The sequence below is a fragment of the Pseudomonas protegens genome, from assembly GCF_003732485.1.
Classification (GTDB): Bacteria; Pseudomonadota; Gammaproteobacteria; order Pseudomonadales; family Pseudomonadaceae; genus Aquipseudomonas; species Aquipseudomonas protegens_B.
Genome location: NZ_MOAK01000043.1, coordinates 206,394 through 227,207 on the forward strand (window position 1 = coordinate 206,394; position 20,814 = coordinate 227,207).

22 protein-coding genes and 1 pseudogene are annotated in these 20,814 nt (G+C 62.8%); 16 read left to right on the forward strand and 7 right to left on the reverse strand.

All coding sequences use genetic code 11. The features are described 5' to 3' along the window. Position 1: 1 nt before the first annotated feature. Positions 2-1,237: a uracil-xanthine permease family protein gene (locus BLX41_RS10435; RefSeq protein ID WP_259744660.1), complete on the forward strand. Its 1,236-nt coding sequence runs from the start codon at positions 2-4 to the stop codon at positions 1,235-1,237. A 67-nt stretch (positions 1,238-1,304) separates the two neighbouring features. Here the strand turns inward: BLX41_RS10435 and hemH are convergent, their stop codons facing one another. Together hemH and BLX41_RS10445 are read right to left on the reverse strand one after the other, a co-directional pair. Then, complete coding sequence (gene hemH, locus BLX41_RS10440) at positions 1,305-2,327, reverse strand: ferrochelatase (protein ID WP_123724807.1); 1,023 nt, start codon at positions 2,325-2,327, stop codon at positions 1,305-1,307. Between the two features lie 13 nt (positions 2,328-2,340). Further along, positions 2,341-3,243, reverse strand: coding sequence for a TIGR01777 family oxidoreductase (locus BLX41_RS10445; RefSeq protein WP_123724808.1), 903 nt, complete (start codon positions 3,241-3,243; stop codon positions 2,341-2,343). A 194-nt stretch (positions 3,244-3,437) separates the two neighbouring features. On the opposite strand from BLX41_RS10445, the gene BLX41_RS10450 reads away from it, so the two are divergent. The 12 genes and pseudogenes from BLX41_RS10450 to BLX41_RS10505 all read left to right on the forward strand — a co-directional run bounded on the left by BLX41_RS10450 (position 3,438) and on the right by BLX41_RS10505 (position 13,195). Next, on the forward strand, positions 3,438-4,424 hold the full coding sequence (locus BLX41_RS10450; RefSeq protein WP_123724809.1) for an NAD(P)/FAD-dependent oxidoreductase: 987 nt from the start codon (positions 3,438-3,440) through the stop codon (positions 4,422-4,424). Beyond that, a complete protein-coding gene (locus tag BLX41_RS10455; protein WP_123724810.1) occupies positions 4,421-4,636 on the forward strand; it encodes a TIGR02450 family Trp-rich protein in 216 nt (71 codons plus the stop codon). The genes BLX41_RS10450 and BLX41_RS10455 overlap by 4 nt, the downstream gene beginning before the upstream one ends. A 121-nt stretch (positions 4,637-4,757) precedes the next feature. Continuing rightward, entirely contained in the window at positions 4,758-5,708 is a 951-nt protein-coding gene (locus tag BLX41_RS10460) for a YbgA family protein (RefSeq protein ID WP_123724811.1), read from the forward strand. Positions 5,709-5,711: 3 nt separating this feature from the next. Next, on the forward strand, positions 5,712-6,644 hold the full coding sequence (locus BLX41_RS10465; protein WP_123724812.1) for a MerR family transcriptional regulator: 933 nt from the start codon (positions 5,712-5,714) through the stop codon (positions 6,642-6,644). A 13-nt stretch (positions 6,645-6,657) separates the two neighbouring features. Beyond that, entirely contained in the window at positions 6,658-8,103 is a 1,446-nt protein-coding gene (phrB, locus tag BLX41_RS10470; RefSeq protein ID WP_123724813.1) for a deoxyribodipyrimidine photo-lyase, read from the forward strand. Beyond that, positions 8,096-8,521, forward strand: a complete 426-nt coding sequence (locus BLX41_RS10475; RefSeq protein ID WP_123724814.1) for a nuclear transport factor 2 family protein — start codon at positions 8,096-8,098, stop codon at positions 8,519-8,521. Before phrB ends, BLX41_RS10475 begins: the two co-directional genes overlap by 8 nt. Next, positions 8,518-9,288, forward strand: a complete 771-nt coding sequence (locus BLX41_RS10480) for an SDR family NAD(P)-dependent oxidoreductase (RefSeq protein WP_123724815.1) — start codon at positions 8,518-8,520, stop codon at positions 9,286-9,288. Before BLX41_RS10475 ends, BLX41_RS10480 begins: the two co-directional genes overlap by 4 nt. Continuing rightward, positions 9,285-10,532: an NAD(P)/FAD-dependent oxidoreductase gene (locus tag BLX41_RS10485; protein ID WP_123724816.1), complete on the forward strand. Its 1,248-nt coding sequence runs from the start codon at positions 9,285-9,287 to the stop codon at positions 10,530-10,532. Before BLX41_RS10480 ends, BLX41_RS10485 begins: the two co-directional genes overlap by 4 nt. After that, the gene (locus tag BLX41_RS10490; protein ID WP_123724817.1) at positions 10,529-11,344 is read left to right on the forward strand and encodes a DUF1365 domain-containing protein; all 816 of its coding nucleotides are present in this window, start codon (positions 10,529-10,531) and stop codon (positions 11,342-11,344) included. The genes BLX41_RS10485 and BLX41_RS10490 overlap by 4 nt, the downstream gene beginning before the upstream one ends. Continuing rightward, the gene (locus BLX41_RS10495; RefSeq protein WP_123724818.1) at positions 11,331-12,602 is read left to right on the forward strand and encodes an SAM-dependent methyltransferase; all 1,272 of its coding nucleotides are present in this window, start codon (positions 11,331-11,333) and stop codon (positions 12,600-12,602) included. Before BLX41_RS10490 ends, BLX41_RS10495 begins: the two co-directional genes overlap by 14 nt. A 49-nt stretch (positions 12,603-12,651) precedes the next feature. Continuing rightward, positions 12,652-12,835 (forward strand): annotated as a pseudogene (locus BLX41_RS10500) (DUF2878 family protein); the annotation flags it as partial. 54 nt (positions 12,836-12,889) lie between these two features. Further along, complete coding sequence (locus BLX41_RS10505) at positions 12,890-13,195, forward strand: YkgJ family cysteine cluster protein (protein ID WP_123724819.1); 306 nt, start codon at positions 12,890-12,892, stop codon at positions 13,193-13,195. A gap of 10 nt (positions 13,196-13,205) precedes the next feature. On the opposite strand, the gene murI is transcribed toward BLX41_RS10505, so the two are convergent. The 5 genes from murI to hemA are packed head-to-tail and all read right to left on the reverse strand — an operon-like array spanning position 13,206 to position 17,926. After that, entirely contained in the window at positions 13,206-13,997 is a 792-nt protein-coding gene (gene murI / locus BLX41_RS10510) for a glutamate racemase (protein WP_123724820.1), read from the reverse strand. Next, a complete protein-coding gene (moeB, locus tag BLX41_RS10515) occupies positions 13,990-14,745 on the reverse strand; it encodes a molybdopterin-synthase adenylyltransferase MoeB (RefSeq protein WP_123724821.1) in 756 nt (251 codons plus the stop codon). The genes murI and moeB overlap by 8 nt, the downstream gene beginning before the upstream one ends. Continuing rightward, complete coding sequence (gene prmC, locus BLX41_RS10520; RefSeq protein ID WP_123724822.1) at positions 14,739-15,569, reverse strand: peptide chain release factor N(5)-glutamine methyltransferase; 831 nt, start codon at positions 15,567-15,569, stop codon at positions 14,739-14,741. Before prmC ends, moeB begins: the two co-directional genes overlap by 7 nt. Next, complete coding sequence (gene prfA / locus BLX41_RS10525; RefSeq protein WP_123724823.1) at positions 15,570-16,652, reverse strand: peptide chain release factor 1; 1,083 nt, start codon at positions 16,650-16,652, stop codon at positions 15,570-15,572. Then, a complete protein-coding gene (gene hemA / locus BLX41_RS10530; protein ID WP_011063407.1) occupies positions 16,652-17,926 on the reverse strand; it encodes a glutamyl-tRNA reductase in 1,275 nt (424 codons plus the stop codon). Before hemA ends, prfA begins: the two co-directional genes overlap by 1 nt. A gap of 183 nt (positions 17,927-18,109) precedes the next feature. Between hemA and BLX41_RS10535 the strand changes: the two genes are divergently transcribed. The 3 genes from BLX41_RS10535 to ispE all read left to right on the forward strand — a co-directional run. Further along, positions 18,110-19,834: a tetratricopeptide repeat protein gene (locus BLX41_RS10535; protein ID WP_123724824.1), complete on the forward strand. Its 1,725-nt coding sequence runs from the start codon at positions 18,110-18,112 to the stop codon at positions 19,832-19,834. 4 nt (positions 19,835-19,838) lie between these two features. Beyond that, positions 19,839-20,456: a lipoprotein insertase outer membrane protein LolB gene (lolB, locus tag BLX41_RS10540; RefSeq protein ID WP_123724825.1), complete on the forward strand. Its 618-nt coding sequence runs from the start codon at positions 19,839-19,841 to the stop codon at positions 20,454-20,456. Position 20,457: 1 nt separating this feature from the next. Continuing rightward, positions 20,458-20,814 (forward strand): 4-(cytidine 5'-diphospho)-2-C-methyl-D-erythritol kinase (ispE, locus tag BLX41_RS35020; RefSeq protein ID WP_259744661.1); only part of this gene is annotated, 357 nt, incomplete at its 3' end.

A 20,814-nucleotide genomic window follows, 5' to 3' on the forward strand; every position in this document is an offset into this window, starting at 1 on the left:
ACTGTCTGGCGCGCAGATGCTCTTCGTGGCCTTCGGTGCCCTGGTGTTGATGCCGCTGATTACCGGTCTTGACCCGAACGTGGCGCTGTTCACGGCGGGTCTCGGGACTCTGTTGTTCCAGGTGGTGATCGGGCGCCAGGTGCCGGTCTTCCTGGCGTCGAGCTTTGCCTTCATCACCCCGATCATTCTCGCCAAGGGCCAGTTCGGCCTCGCGGCGACCATGGGCGGGGTGATGGCGGCGGGCTTCGTCTACACCTTTCTGGGGCTGGCGGTGAAGATCAAGGGCACCGGTTTCATCGACCGCCTGTTGCCACCCGTGGTCATCGGCCCGGTGATCATCTCCATCGGCCTGGCGATGGCCCCGATCGCCGCCAACATGGCCATGGGCAAGGCCGGTGACGGCAGCGAGCTGATTCATTACCAGACGGCGATGATGATCTCGATGCCGGCGCTGCTCACCACCCTGATCGTCGCGGTGTTCGGCAAAGGCATCTTTCGCCTGGTGCCGATCATTTCCGGGGTGCTGGTGGGCTTTGCCCTGTCGTTCTACTTCGGCGTGGTGGACACCGCGAAGATCGCCGCCGCCCCCTGGCTGGCGCTGCCGCACTTCACCGCACCGGAGTTCAACTGGCAGGCGATCCTGTTCATCGTCCCGGTCGCCCTGGCACCGGCCATCGAGCACATCGGTGGCGTGATTGCGGTCGGCAGCGTGACCGGCCGCGACTACCTGAAGAAGCCCGGCCTGCATCGCACCCTGTTCGGTGACGGCATCGCCACCACCGCTGCCGGCCTGTTCGGCGGGCCGCCCAACACCACCTACGCCGAAGTCACTGGCGCGGTGATGCTGACCAAGAACTACAACCCGAAAATCATGACCTGGGCGGCGGTCTTCGCCATCACCCTGGCCTTTATCGGCAAGTTCGGCGCGCTGCTGCAAAGCATCCCGGTGCCAGTGATGGGCGGGATTCTCTGCCTGCTGTTCGGTTCTATCGCAGCGGTGGGCATGAACACTCTGATCCGTCACAAGATCGATCTGGGTGAAGCCCGCAACCTGGTGATCGTTTCGGTAACCCTGGTATTCGGCATCGGCGGCGTACTGGTGGGAACCGGTACCGGTCCGGACGACTTCGGCCTCAAGGGCATCGCCCTGTGCGCCATCGTCGCCATCGTGCTGAATCTGCTGCTGCCGGGTAACGACGGCTGGAAGAACAAGAAGGCCGACGAGCCTCTGATCTGAAGACGCGTTCGCCGGCAAGTCGGCTCCTACCAATACCAGGTAGGAGCCGACTTGCCGGCGAAGCTTTCTACAACGTCAATGGCGCTCTGACGCACAAGGTGTTCAAGGCCTGAGCCCATTGCGGGTCGTCATTCAGGCACGGGATCAACACCAGATCCTCCCCTCCCGCTTCGCGGAACTGCTCACGACCGCGATCACCGATCTCCTCCAGGGTCTCGATACAGTCGGCAACAAATGCCGGGCACATCACCAGGATCTTCTTCACCCCCTGCCTGGCCAATTCATCAAGCCGCGCCTCAGTGTAGGGCTCGATCCATTTCGCCCGTCCCAGTCGCGATTGAAAGGACACCGACCATTGCCCCTCAGCCAGGCCCATCTGCTGAGCAAAGGTCTTGGCGGTACGGAAACACTGGCCACGATAGCAATTGGCGAGCACTTGCGGCGACGCATCAGTGCAACAGTCCCCGACACCGTCCAGGGAATGGCCAGGGTTGAGTTTCTGCAGATGCCGCTCAGGCAAGCCATGGAAACTCAGCAGCAAGTGATCAAACGACTGCTGCAGATGAGGCCGGGCACTGGCCACCAGCGCGTCGATGTATTCAGGTTGATCGTAGAAGGGTTGCAACACGCTGAATTGCACATCCAGCTTGCGCTCGCGCACCACGCGCTTGGCCTCTTCGATCACCGTAGTCACGGTACTGTCGGCGAACTGTGGATAGAGCGGCGCCAGGGTGATTTTCTTCTGTCCCTGGGCCACCAGTTTGAGCAGCGCCGATTCGATCGAAGGCTCACCGTAACGCATCGCCAGCTCTACCGGGCCCTGCTTCCACTGCTCACTCATCACCTGTTGCAGCCGGCGGCTGAGTACCACCAACGGCGAACCCTCCTCCCACCAGATCGACGCATAGGCGTGGGCGGACTGCTCCGGACGCTTGATCAGGATCAGCGACACCAGCAACCGCCGCACCGGCCAGGGCAGGTCGATGACATAGGGGTCCATGAGGAATTGGTTGAGGTAGCTGCGCACATCCGCCACCGAAGTGGAGGCCGGCGAACCGAGATTGACCAGGAGCAACGCGTGATCGGTCATGCAACGTCCTATTTCAAAGGCGGCTGGACACATCGTCCAGGGCCGCAGACAAATCAGTGAACTGGAAAGTGAATCCTGCCTCCAGCAACCGCGCGGGAACGGCACGCTGGCCACCCAGCAACAGCAACGACAACTCACCCAGCGCCAGGCGCAAGACAAAGGCCGGCAGCGGTATCAGCGCCGGCCGGTGCAGCACACGCCCCAGACTCTTGGCGAAGTCGCGGTTACGCACCGGCTTCGGCGCGCAGGCATTATAAGGACCCCGTGCCTCATCCTGATGCACAAGAAAATCAATCAAGGCAATTTGGTCGTCGATATGAATCCACGGCATCCACTGACGACCGTTGCCGATCGGCCCGCCCAGCCCCAGCTTGAACGGCAGCAGCAGGCGCGACAAAAAGCCGCCCTCGGCCGCCAGCACCAAACCGGTGCGCACCAGCACCACACGCACGCCCAGGGCTTCGGCACGCTGGGCGGTTTCTTCCCAGGCAATGCACAACTGGCTGGCGAAGTCCTCGTTGACTGGAGGCGAATCCTCGCTCAGCTCCCGCTCGCCACCGTCGCCGTACCAACCCACTGCCGACCCAGAAACCAACACCCGTGGCTTGTGCTCGCGAGTTTCGAGCCAGGCCAAGAGGGTTTCGGTAAGGGTGATACGGCTGCTCCACAACAGCGCCTTGCGCTTGTGGGTCCAGGGCCGATCGGCAATCGGTGCTCCGGCCAGATTGATCACCGCGTCCAACGGCGTCTGGTCCAGCTCTTGCAACGTCTTGATGGCCCGGACCTGGGGACCGCACAGGGCGGCAACTTTTTCGGGTTGGCGAGTCCATACACTTAGCTGGTGACCCTGGGCCTGCCAATGACGACACAGTGCACGCCCGATCAAACCAGTACCGCCGGTCAGCAATATATGCATGACATCTTCCTCGCGTGGCGTTTTACCCCAATCACTAGTCTATTTTTATAAGCAGGGATCTTTTCAATCGGACAGGCTGTGATTTAACGATAGACAACCTGCACAACCGATGACGCCGAAAGCTATACCAAAAAACAATATTGTACAGGTTTTAGTAGCGGCGTAATCTGTACAGAATGGTAAACGAGGCCCCTATGACAGTACCCATCGCAATCATTGGTACCGGCATCGCCGGACTCTCCGCCGCCCAGGCACTTCGAGATGCCGGGCACAGCGTCCAACTCTTCGACAAAAGCCGCGGCAGCGGTGGGCGCATGTCGAGCAAACGCAGCGACGCCGGCAGCCTGGACCTGGGGGCCCAGTATTTTACCGCTCGCGACCGCCGTTTCGTGACCGAAGTCCAGCGCTGGCAAGCCAAGGGCTGGGTCGCCGAATGGGCACCGCAACTCTACAACTCCCACGGCGGACAACTCAGCCCTTCTCCCGATGAACAGACCCGCTGGGTCGGCACGCCACGCATGAGCGCCATCACTCGTGCCCTGATCGGCGACCTCGAAGTGCACTTTGCCTGCCGCATCACTGAAGTCTTCCGCGGCGAACAGCACTGGCACCTGCAGGACGCCGAAGGCTTTACCCATGGTCCCTTCAGCCACGTGGTGATCGCCACTCCGGCGCCTCAGGCCACTGCCCTGCTGGCGGCCGCGCCGAAGCTCGCCGGAGTCGCCGCCGGGGTAAAAATGGACCCGACCTGGGCGGTCGCCCTGGCCTTCGATACGCCCCTGGAAACCCCCATGGAAGGCTGCTTCGTCCAGGACAGCCCGCTGGACTGGCTGGCCCGCAACCGCAGCAAACCCGGACGCGACAGCCATCTCGACACCTGGATACTACATGCCACCAGCGCCTGGAGCCGGCAACACATCGACCTCACCAAAGAGGCCGTGACCGAGCAATTGCACGGTGCCTTCGCCGAGTTGCTGCACAGCGTCATGCCTGCCCCGACCTTCAGCCTGGCCCATCGCTGGCTCTACGCCCGACCGGCCACCAGCCATGAATGGGGCGCCCTGGCCGATGCCGACCTGGGGTTGTACGTGTGCGGCGACTGGTGCTTGTCCGGCCGGGTAGAGGGCGCCTGGCTCAGTGGTCAGGAGGCCGCACGTCGGCTACACGAAAGCCTGCAGTGAATCGGCTCAACCCGCGCAAATTGCTGCTGTCGAGATGGACAGCAGCCCACCCGCAACACCACGAGAAGCACTTCCTGGTCACCGAGCTCTTCTGCGACGAAGAAGGCACCGTGCTGGACATCGAACTGCAAGCCGTACTCACCCGACGCAGCCGGCGCCTGAACTGGCAAACCCTGCTCAACGACCGCGACTGGCGAATGGGCTGGCGATAACCCGACAACCTGCCGAGCAATACTTATACAAATAATTTGACTTGTACAACTTTAATTCTATGATGAAGACAAGTTGTACAGCGTTTCGTTTTTTGTACAGGTAAGTCCCGGAGGTTGCACCATGTCCGCCAAGCCGAAAATTGCCATCAGCGCCTGCCTGATGGGCGTCGAGGTCCGCTACAACGGTGGGCACAAGGAGTCTCGCCTGTGCAGCCGAGTACTCAGTGACTACTTCGATTTCGTGCCGCTGTGTCCGGAAGTCGCGATCGGCATGGGCACCCCCCGCGAACCTATTCGACTGGTCGGCGACCCTGAGCACCCCCTGGCCATGGGCACCGTGGACGCCAGCCTGGATGTCACCCTGCCCCTGGCGGAATACGGCGAACGCATGGCGACCCAGGTAGACGACATCTGTGGCTACATCTTCATGCAGAACTCGCCATCCTGCGGTCTGGAGCGGGTCAAGGTGTATCAGGCCAACGGCATTCCCCACCGAAACGGCGGCCGGGGCATCTATGCCCGGGCATTCTGCGTACAGCATCCCAATCTGCCAGTGGAAGAAGCCGGACGCCTGAACGATCCGGTACTGCGGGAAAACTTCCTGACCCGGGTCTACGTCTATCGCGACTGGCAGGCGCTGCTCAAGCAAGGCCTGACCCGCCGCGCCCTCACCGACTTCCACTCGCGCTGCAAATACCTGCTGATGGCGCACCATCCCGTGCAATACAAGGCCCTGGGCAATCTGCTGGGCAGCATGGGCAAGAGCGATCCGACCCTGATCGGTCCGCGCTATTTCAGCGAACTGATGACGGCATTGAGTAAATGCGCGACCCGTGGCACCCACAGCAATGTGCTGCAGCACCTGAGCGGCTATCTCAAGCAGTCCATCAGCGCCGAGGACAAGCAGGAAGTGCAACACGTGATCGGCCAATACCGCCACGGCATCGTGCCTCTAGTCGTGCCACTGACCCTGCTCAAGCACCACTTCCGCCAGCACCCCGATCCCTACATCGCCCAGCAGTTGTACCTGCAGCCACATCCGGAAAACCTCAGCCTGCGCAACGCGATCTGAGCCATGAAACAACTCGCTCAAGAAGCCGACAACAGAGCCCCGTACCGACGCGCCCTGGATCAGGGTTGGTTGCCGATTCGCGAAGTGGCGCGCCTGACCGGGGTCAACGCCGTCACCCTGCGGGCCTGGGAGCGCCGCTACGGATTGATCGTGCCCCTGCGTACGCCCAAGGGCCATCGCCTGTATTCCCAGGATCAGGTGCAAGAGATCCTGACCATTCTTACCTGGCTCAATCGCGGGGTCGCGGTCAGCCAGGTCAAGCACTTGCTGGACAGTGCCCCGAACACCAGCACACCGGCCGGGAATGACTGGCAGCGCCTGCGCCAGACCCTGAGCCTGGCCATCAGCCAATTGGCGGAACGCAAGGTCGATGACACCTTCAATCAGGCCATGGCCCTGTACCCACCCCGCACCCTGTGCGAGCACCTGCTGATGCCATTGCTGGCAGAACTGGAACAGCACTGGCAGGGACAGTTCGGCAGCCAGATGGAGCGGGTGTTCTTCTACTCCTGGCTGCGTAGCAAGCTCGGGGCGCGGATCTACCACAACAATCGCCAACTGCAGGGCCCTGCGCTGTTGCTGGTCAACCAGTCGGACCTGGCCCTGGAACCCCAACTGTGGCTGACCGCCTGGCTGGCCAGCAGCGCCGACTGCCCGGTGGAGGTCTTCGACTGGCCACTGCCCGGTGCCGAACTGGCCCTGGCCATCGAACGCCTGCAGGCCCGCGGCCTGCTGCTGTATTCGAGCAAGGCGCTCAATCCTGCGCTGTTGCCCAGGCTGCTGAACGGCATTGCCTGCAAAAAAATCATCGCCGGACCCGCGGTGTGCATCCACCCCGCCGACTGGTCCGTATGTATCACTGAAATCGCCGATCTGTACCTGGCCCAAGACCCGATCTCGGCCTGCCAGGCACTGCTTGAGCGAGGACTCTTCTGAACCGGGAATCCGCATGCAATTGATCTGGCTGCGCAGCGACCTGCGCCTACATGACAACACCGCCCTGAGCGCCGCCGCCCAGCGCGGCCCCACCGTGGCCGTGTACCTGCTGAGCCCGGAGCAATGGCAAGCCCATGATGATGCACCATGCAAGGTCGACTTCTGGTTGCGCAACCTGCAACACCTGAGCCGCGCCCTGGGCCGCTTGAACATTCCTCTGCTGATCCGCAGCGCCGTCGCCTGGGACCAGGCGCCCCACGTCCTGCTGGAACTGTGCCGGCAATTGCAGGTACGCATGCTGCACTTCAACCAGGAGTACGGCATTCACGAGAGCCGCCGCGATGCCGCCGTGACCCGGGCCCTGGAAGAAGCTGACATCAGCGTCCAGAGCTACCTCGATCAATTGCTGTTCCAGCCCGGCAGCGTGCTGACCAAGAGCGGCGGCTACTTCCAGGTCTTCAGCCAGTTCCGCAAGGTCTGCTACAGCCGCCTGCACAGCGCGCTGCCGCCCCTGGTCGGTACACCCAAGGCGCAATTGCCGCTGTCGATCCAAGCCGATCCCGTGCCCCGTCACATCGATGGTTTCCCACACCCCAGCCAGTCACTGCGCGACCTCTGGCCCGCTGGTGAAGATGAAGCCCTGGGCCGCCTGGAACAGTTCACCGACGAGCAGATCAACTACTACCAGAGCGAACGCGACTTCCCGGCCAAGCCCGGCACCAGTCAACTTTCGCCCTACCTCGCCGCCGGGGTGATCTCGCCCCGCCAGTGCCTGCAAGCCGCCTTGCGCTGTAACCAGGGAGAGTTCGAAAGCGGTAATCCCGGCGCCGTCACCTGGATCAACGAACTGCTGTGGCGCGAGTTCTACAAACACATCCTGGTGGGCTACCCGAGGGTTTCCCGGCATCGTGCCTTCCGCCCGGAAACCGAAGCCGTGGCCTGGCGCGACGCCCCCGAGGAGCTCGCCGCCTGGCAGGAAGGCCGCACCGGCCTGCCAATCATCGATGCCGCCATGCGCCAACTGCTGGAAACCGGCTGGATGCACAATCGCCTGCGGATGGTGGTGGCCATGTTCCTGACCAAGAACCTGCTGATCGACTGGCGTGAAGGCGAGCGTTTCTTCATGCGCCACCTGATCGACGGCGACCTGGCGGCGAACAATGGCGGCTGGCAGTGGAGTTCCTCCACCGGCACCGACGCGGCGCCCTACTTCCGTATCTTCAACCCGGTCAGCCAGTCGGAACGCTTCGACGCTGAGGGGCGCTTCATCAAGCACTGGTTGCCACAACTGGCGGGGTTGAACAAAAAAGATATCCACAACCCGGGCGCCATGGGCGGGCTGTTCGCTGGCGCCGATTACCCGGCGCCCATGGTCAACCTGTCGATGTCCCGGGATCGAGCTCTGGCGGCGTTCAAGGCCCTGCCTTCGCGCCTGGATGCAGGAGGCGCCCATGAATGACTTCCTCGACCGCTTCGCCCGGGATTTCGCCAGCCTCGACAAGCACAGCCTGCAACGCCTGGACCAGCTCTACAGCGAGGACATCCAGTTCACCGACCCACTGCACGAGGTCAATGGCCTGCCGCGCCTGCGGCACTACTTTGCCGAGCTGTACGCCAATGTCAGCGAACTGCGCTTCGACTTCCACGGCGCGGACACCTGCGGCGATGACCAGGGCTATCTGCGCTGGACCATGAGCTACCGCCACCCGCGCCTCAAGGGCGGCCGGGTGATCCGGGTACCGGGCTGCTCGCACCTGCACTGGCGCGACGGCAAGGTCTACCGCCACCGGGACTATTTCGACGCCGGTGCCTTGCTCTATGAACACCTGCCCGTGTTCGGTGCGGTAATCGCCTGGCTGAAAAGGAGGCTCGGATGAACCCTGCAATGCCACGGCGGATCTGGCTCACCGGCGCCAGTAGCGGCATCGGTGCGGCGCTGGCCGAAGAGCTGCTCCAGACCGGTGCCCAAGTGGCCGTCAGCGCTCGCTCGCGCGAGCCCCTGGAAGCGCTGGCCCTGCGTTATCCGGGCCGGGTGCTGGTGGTGCCCGGCGATCTGACCGACGCCCTGCAGGTGCGCGAGATCGGCAAGCGCATCGCCCAGGCCTGGGGCGCCCTGGACACGGCGATCCTCAATGCCGGGACCTGTGAATACATCGACGTACAACAATTCGACTCGGCGTTGATCCAGCGTGTGTTGAGCAGCAACCTACTGTCCGCCAGCTATTGCATCGAAGCCGCGCTGCCACTGTTGCGTGCCGGTAATAGCCCCCATCTGGTGGGCGTGGCCAGTTCCGTGACCTACCTGGCGCTGCCCCGGGCCGGCGCCTATGGTGCATCCAAGGCCGCCCTGCGCTACCTGCTGCAATCCTTGCGCATCGACCTGGCCGCCGAAGGCATCGACGTCACTGTGGTCAGCCCGGGGTTCGTCGATACCCCGCTGACCGCGCGCAACGACTTCGCCATGCCCATGAGCTGGCCCGCCGCCAAGGCCGCCCGGCATATCCACAAGCATCTGTCACATCGGGATCTGGAGATCTCGTTCCCCACCCCGTTCATCTTCGGCCTCAAGCTGCTGTCCTGGCTGCCCGGCCGCTTGCAACTGGGCATTGCCAAACGCCTGACCCGCACGGGGAATGCAACGTGAAAATCGCCATTATCGGCAGCGGCATCGCTGGCCTGACTTGCGCCTATGTGCTCAATCGTCGCCATGACATCCGGGTGTTCGAGGCCGGCAGCTGGATCGGCGGTCACACCCATACCGTGGATGTCTGCCTGAACGGCGATACCCAGTCCGTGGACACCGGCTTCATCGTCTTCAACGACTGGACCTACCCCAACTTCATCCGCCTGCTGGGGCAGATCGGGGTCAAGTTCAAACCCACCGAGATGAGCTTCTCGGTGTGCGATCCGGCTTCGGGCCTGGAATACAACGGCAATAACCTCAACAGCCTCTTCGCCCAGCGCAGCAACCTGTTGTCACCGGGGTTCTGGGGCATGTTGCGGGACATCCTGCGCTTCAACAAAGCGTCGCAGCTCGATTTGCAGCAACAGCGGATCGCCGCCGACACCACCCTCGGCGACTACCTGAAAAGCCAGGGCTACGGCGAGCGTTTCATCCAGCATTACATCGTGCCCATGGGCTCGGCGATCTGGTCGATGTCGCGGGTGCAGATGCTGGGCTTTCCCCTGCAGTTCTTTGTGCGCTTTTTCAAGAACCACGGCCTGCTGTCGGTGAGCAATCGTCCGCAGTGGTGCGTGATCGAAGGCGGCTCAAGCCGCTATATCGAACCGCTGACCGCCTCGTTCCGCCAGCACATCCGCCTCGACTGCCCGGTGCAGCGAGTCGAGCGTGACGAACTGGGCGTGGTGATCCACAGCGCTGCGGGCAGCGAGCGTTTCGACAAGGTGGTGTTCGCCTGTCACAGCGACCAGGCCCTGCAACTGCTGGCCAGCCCCAGCCGGGCCGAACGGGAGATTCTCCAGGCCCTGCCCTACGCCGACAACGAAGTGGTGCTGCACACCGATACTCGACTGCTGCCTCGTCGGCGCCTGGCCTGGGCCAGCTGGAACTACCGCCTCGACGCCAGCGGCGAGAAAGCCGCCGCCGTGACCTACGACATGAACATTCTGCAAGGTCTGAAGAGCGACACCACCTTCTGCGTCAGCCTCAACCAGACCGCCGCCATCGACCCGACGCAGATCCTCGCCCGCTTCACTTACGCCCACCCGCAATACAGCCTCGGCGCGGTAGCGGCCCAGGGTCGCTGGAGTGAACTGCAAGGCGCCCAGCACAGCTTCTACTGCGGCGCCTACTGGGCCAACGGTTTCCACGAGGACGGTGTGGTCAGCGCGCTGCGCGTGGCCCAGGCCTTTGGTGAACAACTGTGAACAGTGCCCTGTACAGCGGCTGGATCAGCCACCGGCGCTTTGCCCCCAAGGGCCATGCCTTCCGCTACCGGATCGGCCTGCTGTACCTGGATCTGGAAGAGCAGGACAGAGTGCTGGGGCTTTCGCCCCTGGCAGGCCAGAGTCGCTTCGCGCCGTTCGCCTTCCGCGAAAGCGATTACCTCAAGGGCTTCACCGGCCAGGGCATGCGCCTGATCGACGCGGTACGCCAGCAAGTGGCTGAGGCGATCGGCCATGTGCCCGGCGGCGCAGTGCGCCTGCTGACCCAGGTACGCAGTTGGGGCCTGGCGTTCAACCCGGTGAGTTTCTTTTACTGCTTCGAGGCCGACGGGCAACTGGCGGCGATTCTCTGCGAGGTCACCAACACTCCCTGGCGCGAGCGCTACCACTATGTACTCCCGGCCCGTCCAGGCAGCGCCATCGCTCCCGAGCACCAGCACTTCGCCGTGGCCAAGGCCTTTCATGTGTCGCCGTTCCTGCCGCGGGACCTTGAGTACCGCATGAGCTTCAGCCCCCCGGCCGAACGGCTCGGGGTGCACATGGCCGACTGGCAGGGCGAGCTCAAGGTGTTCGACGCCACCCTCAGCCTGCAACGCCAGCCCCTGGACCGCCGCAGCCTGCACCAGTATCTGCTGCGCTTTCCGTGGATGAGCGCCAAGACTTGCCTGGCGATCTACTGGCAGGCCCTGCGCCTGGCCGCCAAGGGCATCAGGTGCTTTCCCCACGAGGCTGCCGACGGCGCCTATCGCACAGCCGCTGTACAACCCAAGGATCGCCGCCATGAAATCCTCTAGCGTATCGGCCAGAAATACCCTGTTCAGCACCCACAGTCTCACTGCCAGCCTGCTGCGCCGTGGCGTACTGCGACAACTGGGGCAACTCAAGCACGGGCAACTGCTGATCGTCGAAGACGGCGAGCGCCTGGTCTTCGGCAGCAACAGCGCGCCCCTGATCGGGGAGATCCATATTCATGACAGCAGCGCCTGGGGGCTGGTAGCCAGCAGCGGTTCAATCGGCGCCGGCGAGGCCTTTATCCATGGCTACTGGAGCACCCCGGATCTGACGGCGGTCATCCGTGTATTCGTCAGCAACCTTGAGGTACTGGACGCCATGGAAGACGGCCTGGCGCGCCTCGGTCGGCCCCTGGTGCGCGGCCTGCACTGGCTCAATCGCAACACCCGCAAAGGCTCGCAGAAAAACATCGCCGCCCACTACGACCTCGGCAATGAGCTGTTCGAGCAGTTTCTCGATCCCACCATGATGTATTCCGCCGCCCAGTTTCGCAGCGACGACGACAGCCTGGAGCAGGCCCAGCTGAACAAGCTGGAACGCATCTGCCAGAAGCTCGCCTTGCAACCCGAGGATCACCTGCTGGAGATCGGCACCGGCTGGGGCAGCATGGCCCTGTATGCGGCCCAGCATTACGGCTGCCGCGTGACCACCACTACCCTGTCCAAGGAGCAGTTCGCCTTTACCCGGCAACGCATCGACGCCGCCGGCCTGCAGGATCGGGTCACCCTGCTGCTGGAGGACTATCGCGATCTCAGCGGGCAATACGACAAGCTGGTGTCCATCGAAATGATCGAAGCCGTGGGCCATCGCTTCCTGCCCACCTACTTCAAGCAGTGCGCTCAGTTGCTGAAAAGCAACGGCCTGATGCTGCTGCAGGCCATCACCATCCGCGACCAGCGCTATGAACAGGCAAAGAACGGCGTGGACTTCATCCAACGCTACATCTTCCCCGGCGGCGCCCTGCCCAGCGTGCAGAAAATGCTCGAAGTGGTCAGCCGCGACACCGACATGAATCTGCTGCACATGGAGGACTTCGGCCTGCACTACGCCCGTACCCTGCGCCTGTGGCACGAGAACTTCCGTCGCGCCCACGGCCGCCTGAGCGAGCTGGGCTATGACCAGTACTTCCTGCGGCTATGGGAGTTCTACCTGTGCTATTGCGAGGGTGGTTTCCTGGAGCGCAGCATCGGCACCGCGCAGATGCTCCTGGCCAAGCCCGCCGCGGTGCCGCAGCCACTTCTGGGCCGCTTCGATGCGTAAACAATTGGCCAACGCCCTGCTGTTCCAGTTGGGCTGGTTCATCTGCGTGCTCGGTGGCGCTGTGCGGACCGCTGTCCTATTACGCCGGGGGCCGCTTGGCCGGAGTGACCTTTGCCTACGGCCTGTGGCCAACCCTGCTGGGGCTGGGCCTGCTCTGGGGAGTGCTCCTGCCGCTGCTCCACGTACTTGCACGCCCCACTGTCGAAGTGCCTCGACCGGCCATAGAGGACTGAGCGTCCGTCAGGGCTTTCACACAGCCCTGGCCCACTGCCTTACACTGCGCGCCTATGACTAACATCCCCCTTACCCCCATCCCCGAACCGGCCATCAGTTGCTCGACCTGCGCCGCTTGCTGCTGCCAGCTGGAAGTCATGCTGATCACCGACACCGGGGTGCCCGAACGCTTTATCGATACCGATGATTGGGGCGGCGAAGTCATGCGCCGCCTGGACGACGGCTGGTGCGCAGCACTGGATCGCGACAGCATGCGCTGCACCATCTATGAGTTGCGGCCGCTGATCTGCCGCGAGTTCGAACTGGGCGAGGCGGACTGCCTGAGCGAGCGCCGGGGAATCGCCACGGCGTATCGCTAAACCGGCTGTTTTACAACTCGAACCGCTGAACGCTACCCGGACTGTTCCACAGGAGCGGAAGCACCTGGGCAAAGTGCGGGACATCGCCACTGGTCCAGAAGCGCGCCTCACGGGCGACTCCCCGGGCGCGCAGGTCGCTTTCGTCCAGCAAACGCTGCAACTGCCGGGCAACCGCGGCACCGGTGTCGATCAGGGTGATGTGGGCAGGCAGCATCTGCACCAGCACCGGCTTGAGAAACGGGTAATGGGTGCAGCCCAGGATGATGGTGTCGCAACCGGCGGCCAGCAGCGGTTCGACATAGCCCTGCAACAGCTGGCACAGGCCGCTACTGTTGAGGTCGCCGTTTTCGATCATTTCCACCAGGCCGGGGCAGGGCTGGGTGACCACCTTCACATCAGCGGCAAAGCGATCGAGCAAGGCGGCGAACTTGGCGCTCTGCAAGGTGCCGGTGGTCGCCAGCACCCCCACCACGCCGCTGCGGGTCGCAGCCGCTGCGGGCTTGACCGCAGGTTCCATGCCGACGATGGGCCAGTCCGGGAAGTCCCGGCGCAGCTCGGCCACCGCGGCCACGGTCGCAGTGTTACAGGCCAGTACCAGGGCCTTGGCGCCCTGCTCGCGGAAGAAGCGCGCCATCAGACCACAACGCTGGCGAATGAATTCGGGAGTCTTTTCACCGTAGGGGATATATCCGCAATCTCCCAGGTAAAGCAGCGACTCGTGAGGCAGCAGTTGCCGTATTTCCGCCAGCACCGAGAGGCCGCCGACGCCCGAATCGAAGACCGCTACCGGCGCCTCACCCATGGCGAGTACCACAGACGGCGCAGCCAGGGTCGCGCTTGACTCGCAGTTCACGAAAGCGCGCGCCCAAGGCATCGATCAACAACAGTCGACCCACCAGCGGTTCGCCAAATCCGGCCAGTAGCTTCAAGGCTTCCAGCGCCTGCAAGCTACCCACGGTGCCCACCAGCGGACCCAGTACCCCGGCTTCGCTGCAGGTCAGCTCGGCTTCGCTGCCATGCCCGTACAAGCAGTGATAGCAAGGGCTTTCCGGGCGCCGCGGGTCGAATACCGACAACTGCCCTTCCAGGCGAATCGCCGCGCCACTGACCAAGGGCTTGGCGGCCGCCACGCAAGCGGCGTTCACCGCCTCGCGAGTGGTGAAGTTGTCAGAGCAATCAAGCACCAGGTCCACCGCGGCCACCGCAGCGGCCAGGCTGTCGACATCCAGCGCCTGACGATGGGGCACCAGGCGGATTTCCGGGTTGAGAGCAGACAGCCGGCTGATGGCCGAGTCCACCTTGCTAACCCCGACACTGGCGCTGTCGTGAATGATCTGGCGTTGCAGGTTGGTCACATCCACCGTGTCGAAGTCTGCCAAATGCAATTCACCGACACCGGCAGCCGCCAGGTACAAGGCTGCCGGCGCCCCCAGGCCACCGAGGCCGACTATCAGTACCCGGCTTTGCTTGAGGCGCAATTGACCGTCGATATCCACGTGCTGCAACAGAATCTGCCGGCTATAACGCAACAGTTCCTGATCGGTCAGCATGGCAGGCAACCAAGGCTGATGCGCTCATGCCCCCCCAGGTCAACGCGGCTGTGAACCTCGATAAAACCCTGGGCCGTCAACAATTCACGCACGGCTGCGGCCTGGTCGTAACCGTGCTCCAGCATCAGCCAGCCGCCGGCTTCCAGATGGTGCGGAGCCTGGGTGACGATCAGGCGCAGGTCGTCCAGGCCATCCTTGCCCGCCACCAGGGCGCTTTCCGGTTCGAAACGCACATCGCCGGCCACCAGATGGGGATCGGCCTCGGCAATATAAGGAGGGTTGCTGACGATCAACTGGAAACGCTGGGACTCGACCGCGCTGAACCAGTGACTGCTAAGCACGGTGACATTGTCCAGTTGCAGGCGCTGGCGGTTGCGCTCGGCCAGGGCCACGGCTTCCAGCACCCGGTCCACGGCCGTGACCTTCCAGGCTCGACGTTCGCTGGCCAGGGCCAAGGCGATGGCGCCACTGCCGGTCCCCAGGTCGAGGACCTTGGCCGGTGTCGCCGGCAGCAGTCCCAATGCCGCCTCCACCAGCAGCTCCGTGTCGGGACGCGGAATCAGGGTGTGCGGTGCCACTTCCAGATCCAGTTTCCAGAAGCCCTGCTGGCCGAGGATGTAGGCCACCGGTTCACCGGAACGGCGTCGTTGCAAGTATTCGGCGAACAGCAATGCGGCCTCGCTGGGCACGATGCGCTCTGGCCAGGTATGGAGAAAACTCCGGGGCTTGCCCAGGGCCGCGGCCAGGAGCAGTTCGGCATCCAGGCGCGGTGTCGGCGAATCGGGCAATTGGGCTGCGCGCAGCAGGCTGGCGATGATGGTCATTTACTCACCCAATGCCGCAAGTTGATCGGCCTGATATTCAGCCAGCAGCGGTTCGATCACCGCCTCCACGCCCCCGGCAAGGATTTCGTCCAGGCAATACAGGGTCAGGTTGACCCGATGATCAGTGACCCGCCCCTGGGGGAAGTTGTAGGTGCGAATGCGCTCGGAGCGATCCCCTGAGCCCACCAGCAATTTGCGCTCGCTGGCAATGGCGTTGGCCGCAGCGCTGGTCTGCTGGTCGTTGAGCTTGGCTGAGAGCCAGGACATGGCCCGGGCCCGGTTCTTGTGCTGGGAACGCTCTTCCTGGCACTCCACCACGATGCCCGAAGGAATGTGGGTAATGCGAATCGCCGAGTCGGTCTTGTTCACGTGCTGGCCGCCGGCACCCGAGGAACGATAGGTATCGATGCGCAGGTCCGCCGGGTTGATCTCGATGGCTTCCTGCTCATCCGGCTCCGGTAGCACCGCCACGGTGCAGGCCGAGGTGTGGATGCGGCCCTGTGATTCGGTGGCCGGCACCCGCTGCACACGGTGCGCGCCGGATTCGAACTTCAGCTTGCCGTAGACGTTCTCGCCTTCGACCCGGGCGATGACTTCCTTGTAGCCGCCGTGCTCACCCTCGTTTTCCGAGAGGATCTCCAGCCGCCAGCCACGCCGCTCGGCGTAACGGGAATACATGCGGAACAGGTCGCCGGAGAAGATTGCCGCCTCATCGCCGCCGGTACCGGCGCGGATTTCCAGGAACACGTTGCGCCCGTCGTTGGGGTCCTTGGGCAACAGCATGCGTTGCAGGGCGCTTTCCAGCTCGGCCAGTTGTTCCTTGGCCTCACGCACTTCCTCGGCAGCCATTTCCCGCAGGTCCGGGTCGTTGTCCTTGAGCAGCGCCTGGGCACCTTCAAGGTCGGACTGGACCTTGAGTACCTGTTTATAGGAGGCGACGATCGGCTCGACTTCCGCGTATTCCTTGGAGTAGGCGCGGAATTTGGCCTGATCGGAAATGACCTCAGCATCGCCGAGCAAGGCGGTCAGTTCCTCGAAACGATCCTGGAGAATGTCCAGCTTACTGAGCAGTGACGCTTTCATTACGGGGTTTTATCCGATGAGCCCTCACCGAGGGCAAAGAGTTCTTGGGCCATGGCCAGCGCATCGAGGCGGCCTTCGGCGGAGAGCTTTTTCAACTGCACGCTCGGCGCGTGCAACAATTTGTTGGTCAGGCCACGGGCCAGTTGGGCCAGCACGTCCTCGGCGCCGCTGCCATTGGCCAGCATGCGCAGGGCTTTCTGCAGTTCTTCATCGCGCAGGCGCTCGCTCTGTTGACGATAGGCCTTGAGTACGTCCACCGCCGCCAATTCACGCAGGCGCACCATGAAATCCTCGGCGCCGATGTTCACCAGCTCCTCGGCGGCCTGGGCCGCGCCCTGACGGCTCTTGAGGTTTTCCGCGACCACTTCGTGCAGGTCATCGACTGTGTAGAGGTAAACGTCGTCCAACTCGCCGACTTCTGGCTCGATGTCCCGGGGAACGGCGATATCCACCATGAAAATCGGCTTGTGCTTGCGCAGCTTCAGAGCGCTTTCCACCGCGCCTTTGCCGAGGATCGGCAACTGGCTGGCAGTGGAACTGATGACGATATCGCTGTGCACCAGCTCCTGGGGGATGTCCGACAACAGCACCGCATGGGCGCCGAACTGCTCCGCCAGGAGGCTGGCCCGTTCCAGGGTGCGGTTGGCGACGACGATGCGCTTGACCCCAAGGTCGTGCAGGTGCCGGGCCACCAGGGTAATGGTCTCGCCCGCGCCGATCAGCAACGCCTGGCTGCGCTGCAGATCGCTGAAAATCTGTTTCGCCAGGCTCACCGCGGCAAAGGCCACGGACACCGGGTTCTCGCCAATGGCGGTATCGGTGCGTACTTGCTTGGCGGCACTGAAGGTGGCCTGGAACAGCCGCCCCAGCAGTGGGCCAACAGTCCCGGCCTCCCGGGCCACCGCGTAGGCGGACTTCATCTGCCCGAGAATCTGCGGCTCGCCCAACACCAGCGAATCCAGCCCCGACGCCACCCGCATCATGTGACGAACTGCCGCATCATCTTCATGCACATAGGCGCTGGCACGAAGCTCGTCTAGGCTCAGATGGTGATATTCCGCCAGCCAGCGCAGCACCACATCCGCAGAAAGATGATCCTGTTCTATATAGAGCTCACTGCGATTGCAGGTGGAGAGGATCGCAGCTTCGCGGCTGTCGGTGAGTCGGCAGAGCTGCTGCAAGGCCTCAACCAACTGCTCAGGGGTAAAGGCCACGCGCTCGCGGACGTCTACAGAAGCAGTCTTGTGGTTAATACCGAGTGCAAGGAAGGCCATTCAAGGTCGCTGATGATGTCGAGAAGCCGACAATTGTCCTACTTCGACAGACGCAGAACAACTACCGCCGACTATTGTCCTAATAGACTGCCTCTGTTCTGGCATCCCGTTGAGTCTCGGTTATGTTTGGCCGAAGGCTTGTGTCATGATGATCCGACCGCAGGTTAGTCGCCCTCTTCCTATATGAATAGATCTTCCGCGTTGCTCCTCGCCTTTGTCTTCCTCAGCGGTTGCCAGTCACTGGCCCCCGTTTCATCGGACGCTACGTCGCCGGTGGAAGACAGCACCCCCGCCCCTGAAAAGCCCAAGGTCTATTCATCGTTCAGCGAAGACACCATCTTCAGTCTGCTGAGTGCTGAACTGGCGGGCCAGCGCAATCGTTTCGACATTGCCCTGGACAACTACGTGACCCAGGCCATCAACACCCAGGACCCGGGCATTTCCGAGCGTGCCTTTCGCATTGCCGAGTATCTGGGCGCCGACCAGGCCGCCCTGGACACTTCGCTGATCTGGGCAAAGAACGCTCCCGACGATCTGGAAGCGCAACGGGCAGCAGCCATCCAACTGGCACGGGCCGGACGCTATGACGACTCCATGCTGTATATGGAGAAGGTCCTGCAGGGCAAGGGCGACACCCATTTCGACTTTCTTGCGCTGTCGGCTGCCGATACCGACCAGGACACCCGCAACGGCCTGATGAAAAGCTTCGATCGACTGCTGCAGAAGCACCCGCACAACAGTCAATTGATCTTCGGCAAGGCCCTGCTGATGCAGCAGGATGGCGACGCCAAGGATGCCCTGACCCTGCTGGAGCAGAACCCGCCGGAAGACGGCGAGGTGGCGCCGCTGCTGTTGCGCGCCCGCTTGCTGCAGAGCCTGAACCGCGGCAAGGAAGCCCTGCCGCTGCTGGAAAAAAGCATCCGCAAGTACCCGGACGACAAGCGTCTGCGCCTGACCTACGCCCGCATGCTGGTGGAGCAGGACCGCATGGAGGACGCCAAGACCCAGTTCTCCAGCCTGGTCCAGCAGTACCCGGAAGACGATGAACTGCGCTATTCCCTGGCACTGGTCTGCCTGGAAGCCAAGGCCTGGGAAGAGGCCAAGGGTTACCTGGAAGACCTGATTGCCCGGGAAAGCCATGAAGACTCTGCACACCTGAACCTGGGGCGAATCGCCGAAGAGCTCAATGATCCGCAAGGGGCGCTGATCGAATACGCTCAGGTCGGACCGGGTAACGATTACCTGCCGGCACAACTGCGGCAGGCCGATATCCTGATGAACAACGGTCGCACCGACGAGGCGCAAAAGCGCCTGGTGGCGGCCCGTGACGCCCAGCCCGACTACGCCATCCAGCTGTACCTGATCGAAGTCGAGACCCTGTCGGCGAACAATCAGGGCGATCGCGCCTGGAAAGTGATTCAGCAGGCGCTGCAACAATATCCCGATGATGTGAACCTGCTTTATACCCGCGCCATGCAGGCGGAAAAACGCAATGACCTGGCACAGTTGGAAAAAGACCTGCGCCTGATCATCCAGCGTGAGCCGGATAACGCCATGGCCTTGAATGCCCTGGGCTACACCTTGTCGGACCGTACAACCCGCTACACCGAAGCCAAGGCCCTGATCGAGCAGGCCCACCAACTGACCCCGGAAGACCCGGCGGTACTGGACAGCCTGGGCTGGGTAAACTTCCGTCTGGGCAACCTCGACGAAGCCGAGCGCCTGCTGCGCCAGGCGCTGGAGCGCTTCCCGGATCAGGAAGTCGCCGCACATTTGGGCGAAGTCCTGTGGAACAACGGCAAGCAGCGCGAGGCCAAACAGATCTGGAGCAAGTTCATCAAGGACCAGCCAGACAGCCCCGTATTGCGCAACACCATCAAACGCCTGACCGGATCAGAGACTCTTTAAGACTATGTTTTTGCGCCACGTTATTGTTTTCAGCTTTATCGCCCTGCTTGCCGGCTGCGCCGGCTTTGGCGCCCGTGAGTCCGTCCAGGGCCAGGGCAACCCTGCCCAATGGCGTCAGCACAAGGATCAGTTGACCGGCCTCGACGGCTGGCAGATCAACGGCAAAATCGGCATTCGCGCCCCCAAGGACTCCGGCAGCGGCACGCTGTTCTGGCTGCAACGCCAGGACTATTACGACATTCGCCTGTCCGGTCCGCTGGGCCGTGGCGCTGCACGCCTGACCGGTCGCCCCGGCCAGGTAAGCCTGGAAGTAGCCAATCAGGGTCGTTACGAAGCAGCCAGTCCGGAAACCCTGCTTGAGGAACAAATGGGCTGGAAGCTGCCAGTCTCCCACCTCGCCTGGTGGGTTCGCGGCCTGCCTGCACCCGACAGCAAAAGCCGCCTGACCCTGGATGGTGACAGCCACCTGGCAAGCCTGGAACAGGATGGCTGGCAAGTGGAATACAGCAGTTACTCCGAGCAGAACGGCTACTGGCTGCCCGAGCGCATCAAACTGCATGGCAGCGACCTTGACGTCACCCTGGTGATCAAGGAATGGCTGCCTCGCAAACTGGGGCAATGACATGTCCGTGGAAAAACTGACCCTGCCCTCCCCGGCCAAACTCAATCTGATGCTGCACATTCTGGGTCGCCGTGAGGACGGGTATCACGAGCTACAGACCCTGTTCCAGTTTCTCGACTACGGCGATGAAATCACTTTCGCCCTGCGCGATGACGGTGTGATTCGCCTGCATACCGCGTTCGAGGGTGTACCCCACGACAGCAATCTGATCGTCAAGGCGGCGAAAAAACTCCAGGAGCAATCCGGCTGCACCCAGGGGATCGATATCTGGATCGACAAGATACTGCCCATGGGCGGCGGCATCGGCGGCGGCAGTTCCAATGCCGCCACTACTCTGCTGGGCCTCAACCATCTGTGG

Coding starts and splice junctions, on each gene's coding strand:
- moeB (WP_123724821.1), bottom strand. CDS start 14,745: ATGCTGACCGATCAGGAACTGTTGCGTTATAGCCGGCAGATTCTGTTG.
- phrB (WP_123724813.1), top strand. CDS start 6,658: ATGCAATTGATCTGGCTGCGCAGCGACCTGCGCCTACATGACAACACC.
- lolB (WP_123724825.1), top strand. CDS start 19,839: ATGTTTTTGCGCCACGTTATTGTTTTCAGCTTTATCGCCCTGCTTGCC.
- BLX41_RS10505 (WP_123724819.1), top strand. CDS start 12,890: ATGACTAACATCCCCCTTACCCCCATCCCCGAACCGGCCATCAGTTGC.
- BLX41_RS10465 (WP_123724812.1), top strand. CDS start 5,712: ATGAAACAACTCGCTCAAGAAGCCGACAACAGAGCCCCGTACCGACGC.
- prfA (WP_123724823.1), bottom strand. CDS start 16,652: ATGAAAGCGTCACTGCTCAGTAAGCTGGACATTCTCCAGGATCGTTTC.
- BLX41_RS10450 (WP_123724809.1), top strand. CDS start 3,438: ATGACAGTACCCATCGCAATCATTGGTACCGGCATCGCCGGACTCTCC.
- BLX41_RS10445 (WP_123724808.1), bottom strand. CDS start 3,243: ATGCATATATTGCTGACCGGCGGTACTGGTTTGATCGGGCGTGCACTG.
- BLX41_RS10460 (WP_123724811.1), top strand. CDS start 4,758: ATGTCCGCCAAGCCGAAAATTGCCATCAGCGCCTGCCTGATGGGCGTC.
- BLX41_RS10495 (WP_123724818.1), top strand. CDS start 11,331: ATGAAATCCTCTAGCGTATCGGCCAGAAATACCCTGTTCAGCACCCAC.
- hemH (WP_123724807.1), bottom strand. CDS start 2,327: ATGACCGATCACGCGTTGCTCCTGGTCAATCTCGGTTCGCCGGCCTCC.
- BLX41_RS10475 (WP_123724814.1), top strand. CDS start 8,096: ATGAATGACTTCCTCGACCGCTTCGCCCGGGATTTCGCCAGCCTCGAC.
- hemA (WP_011063407.1), bottom strand. CDS start 17,926: ATGGCCTTCCTTGCACTCGGTATTAACCACAAGACTGCTTCTGTAGAC.
- BLX41_RS10535 (WP_123724824.1), top strand. CDS start 18,110: ATGAATAGATCTTCCGCGTTGCTCCTCGCCTTTGTCTTCCTCAGCGGT.
- BLX41_RS10480 (WP_123724815.1), top strand. CDS start 8,518: ATGAACCCTGCAATGCCACGGCGGATCTGGCTCACCGGCGCCAGTAGC.
- prmC (WP_123724822.1), bottom strand. CDS start 15,569: ATGACCATCATCGCCAGCCTGCTGCGCGCAGCCCAATTGCCCGATTCG.
- murI (WP_123724820.1), bottom strand. CDS start 13,997: ATGGGTGAGGCGCCGGTAGCGGTCTTCGATTCGGGCGTCGGCGGCCTC.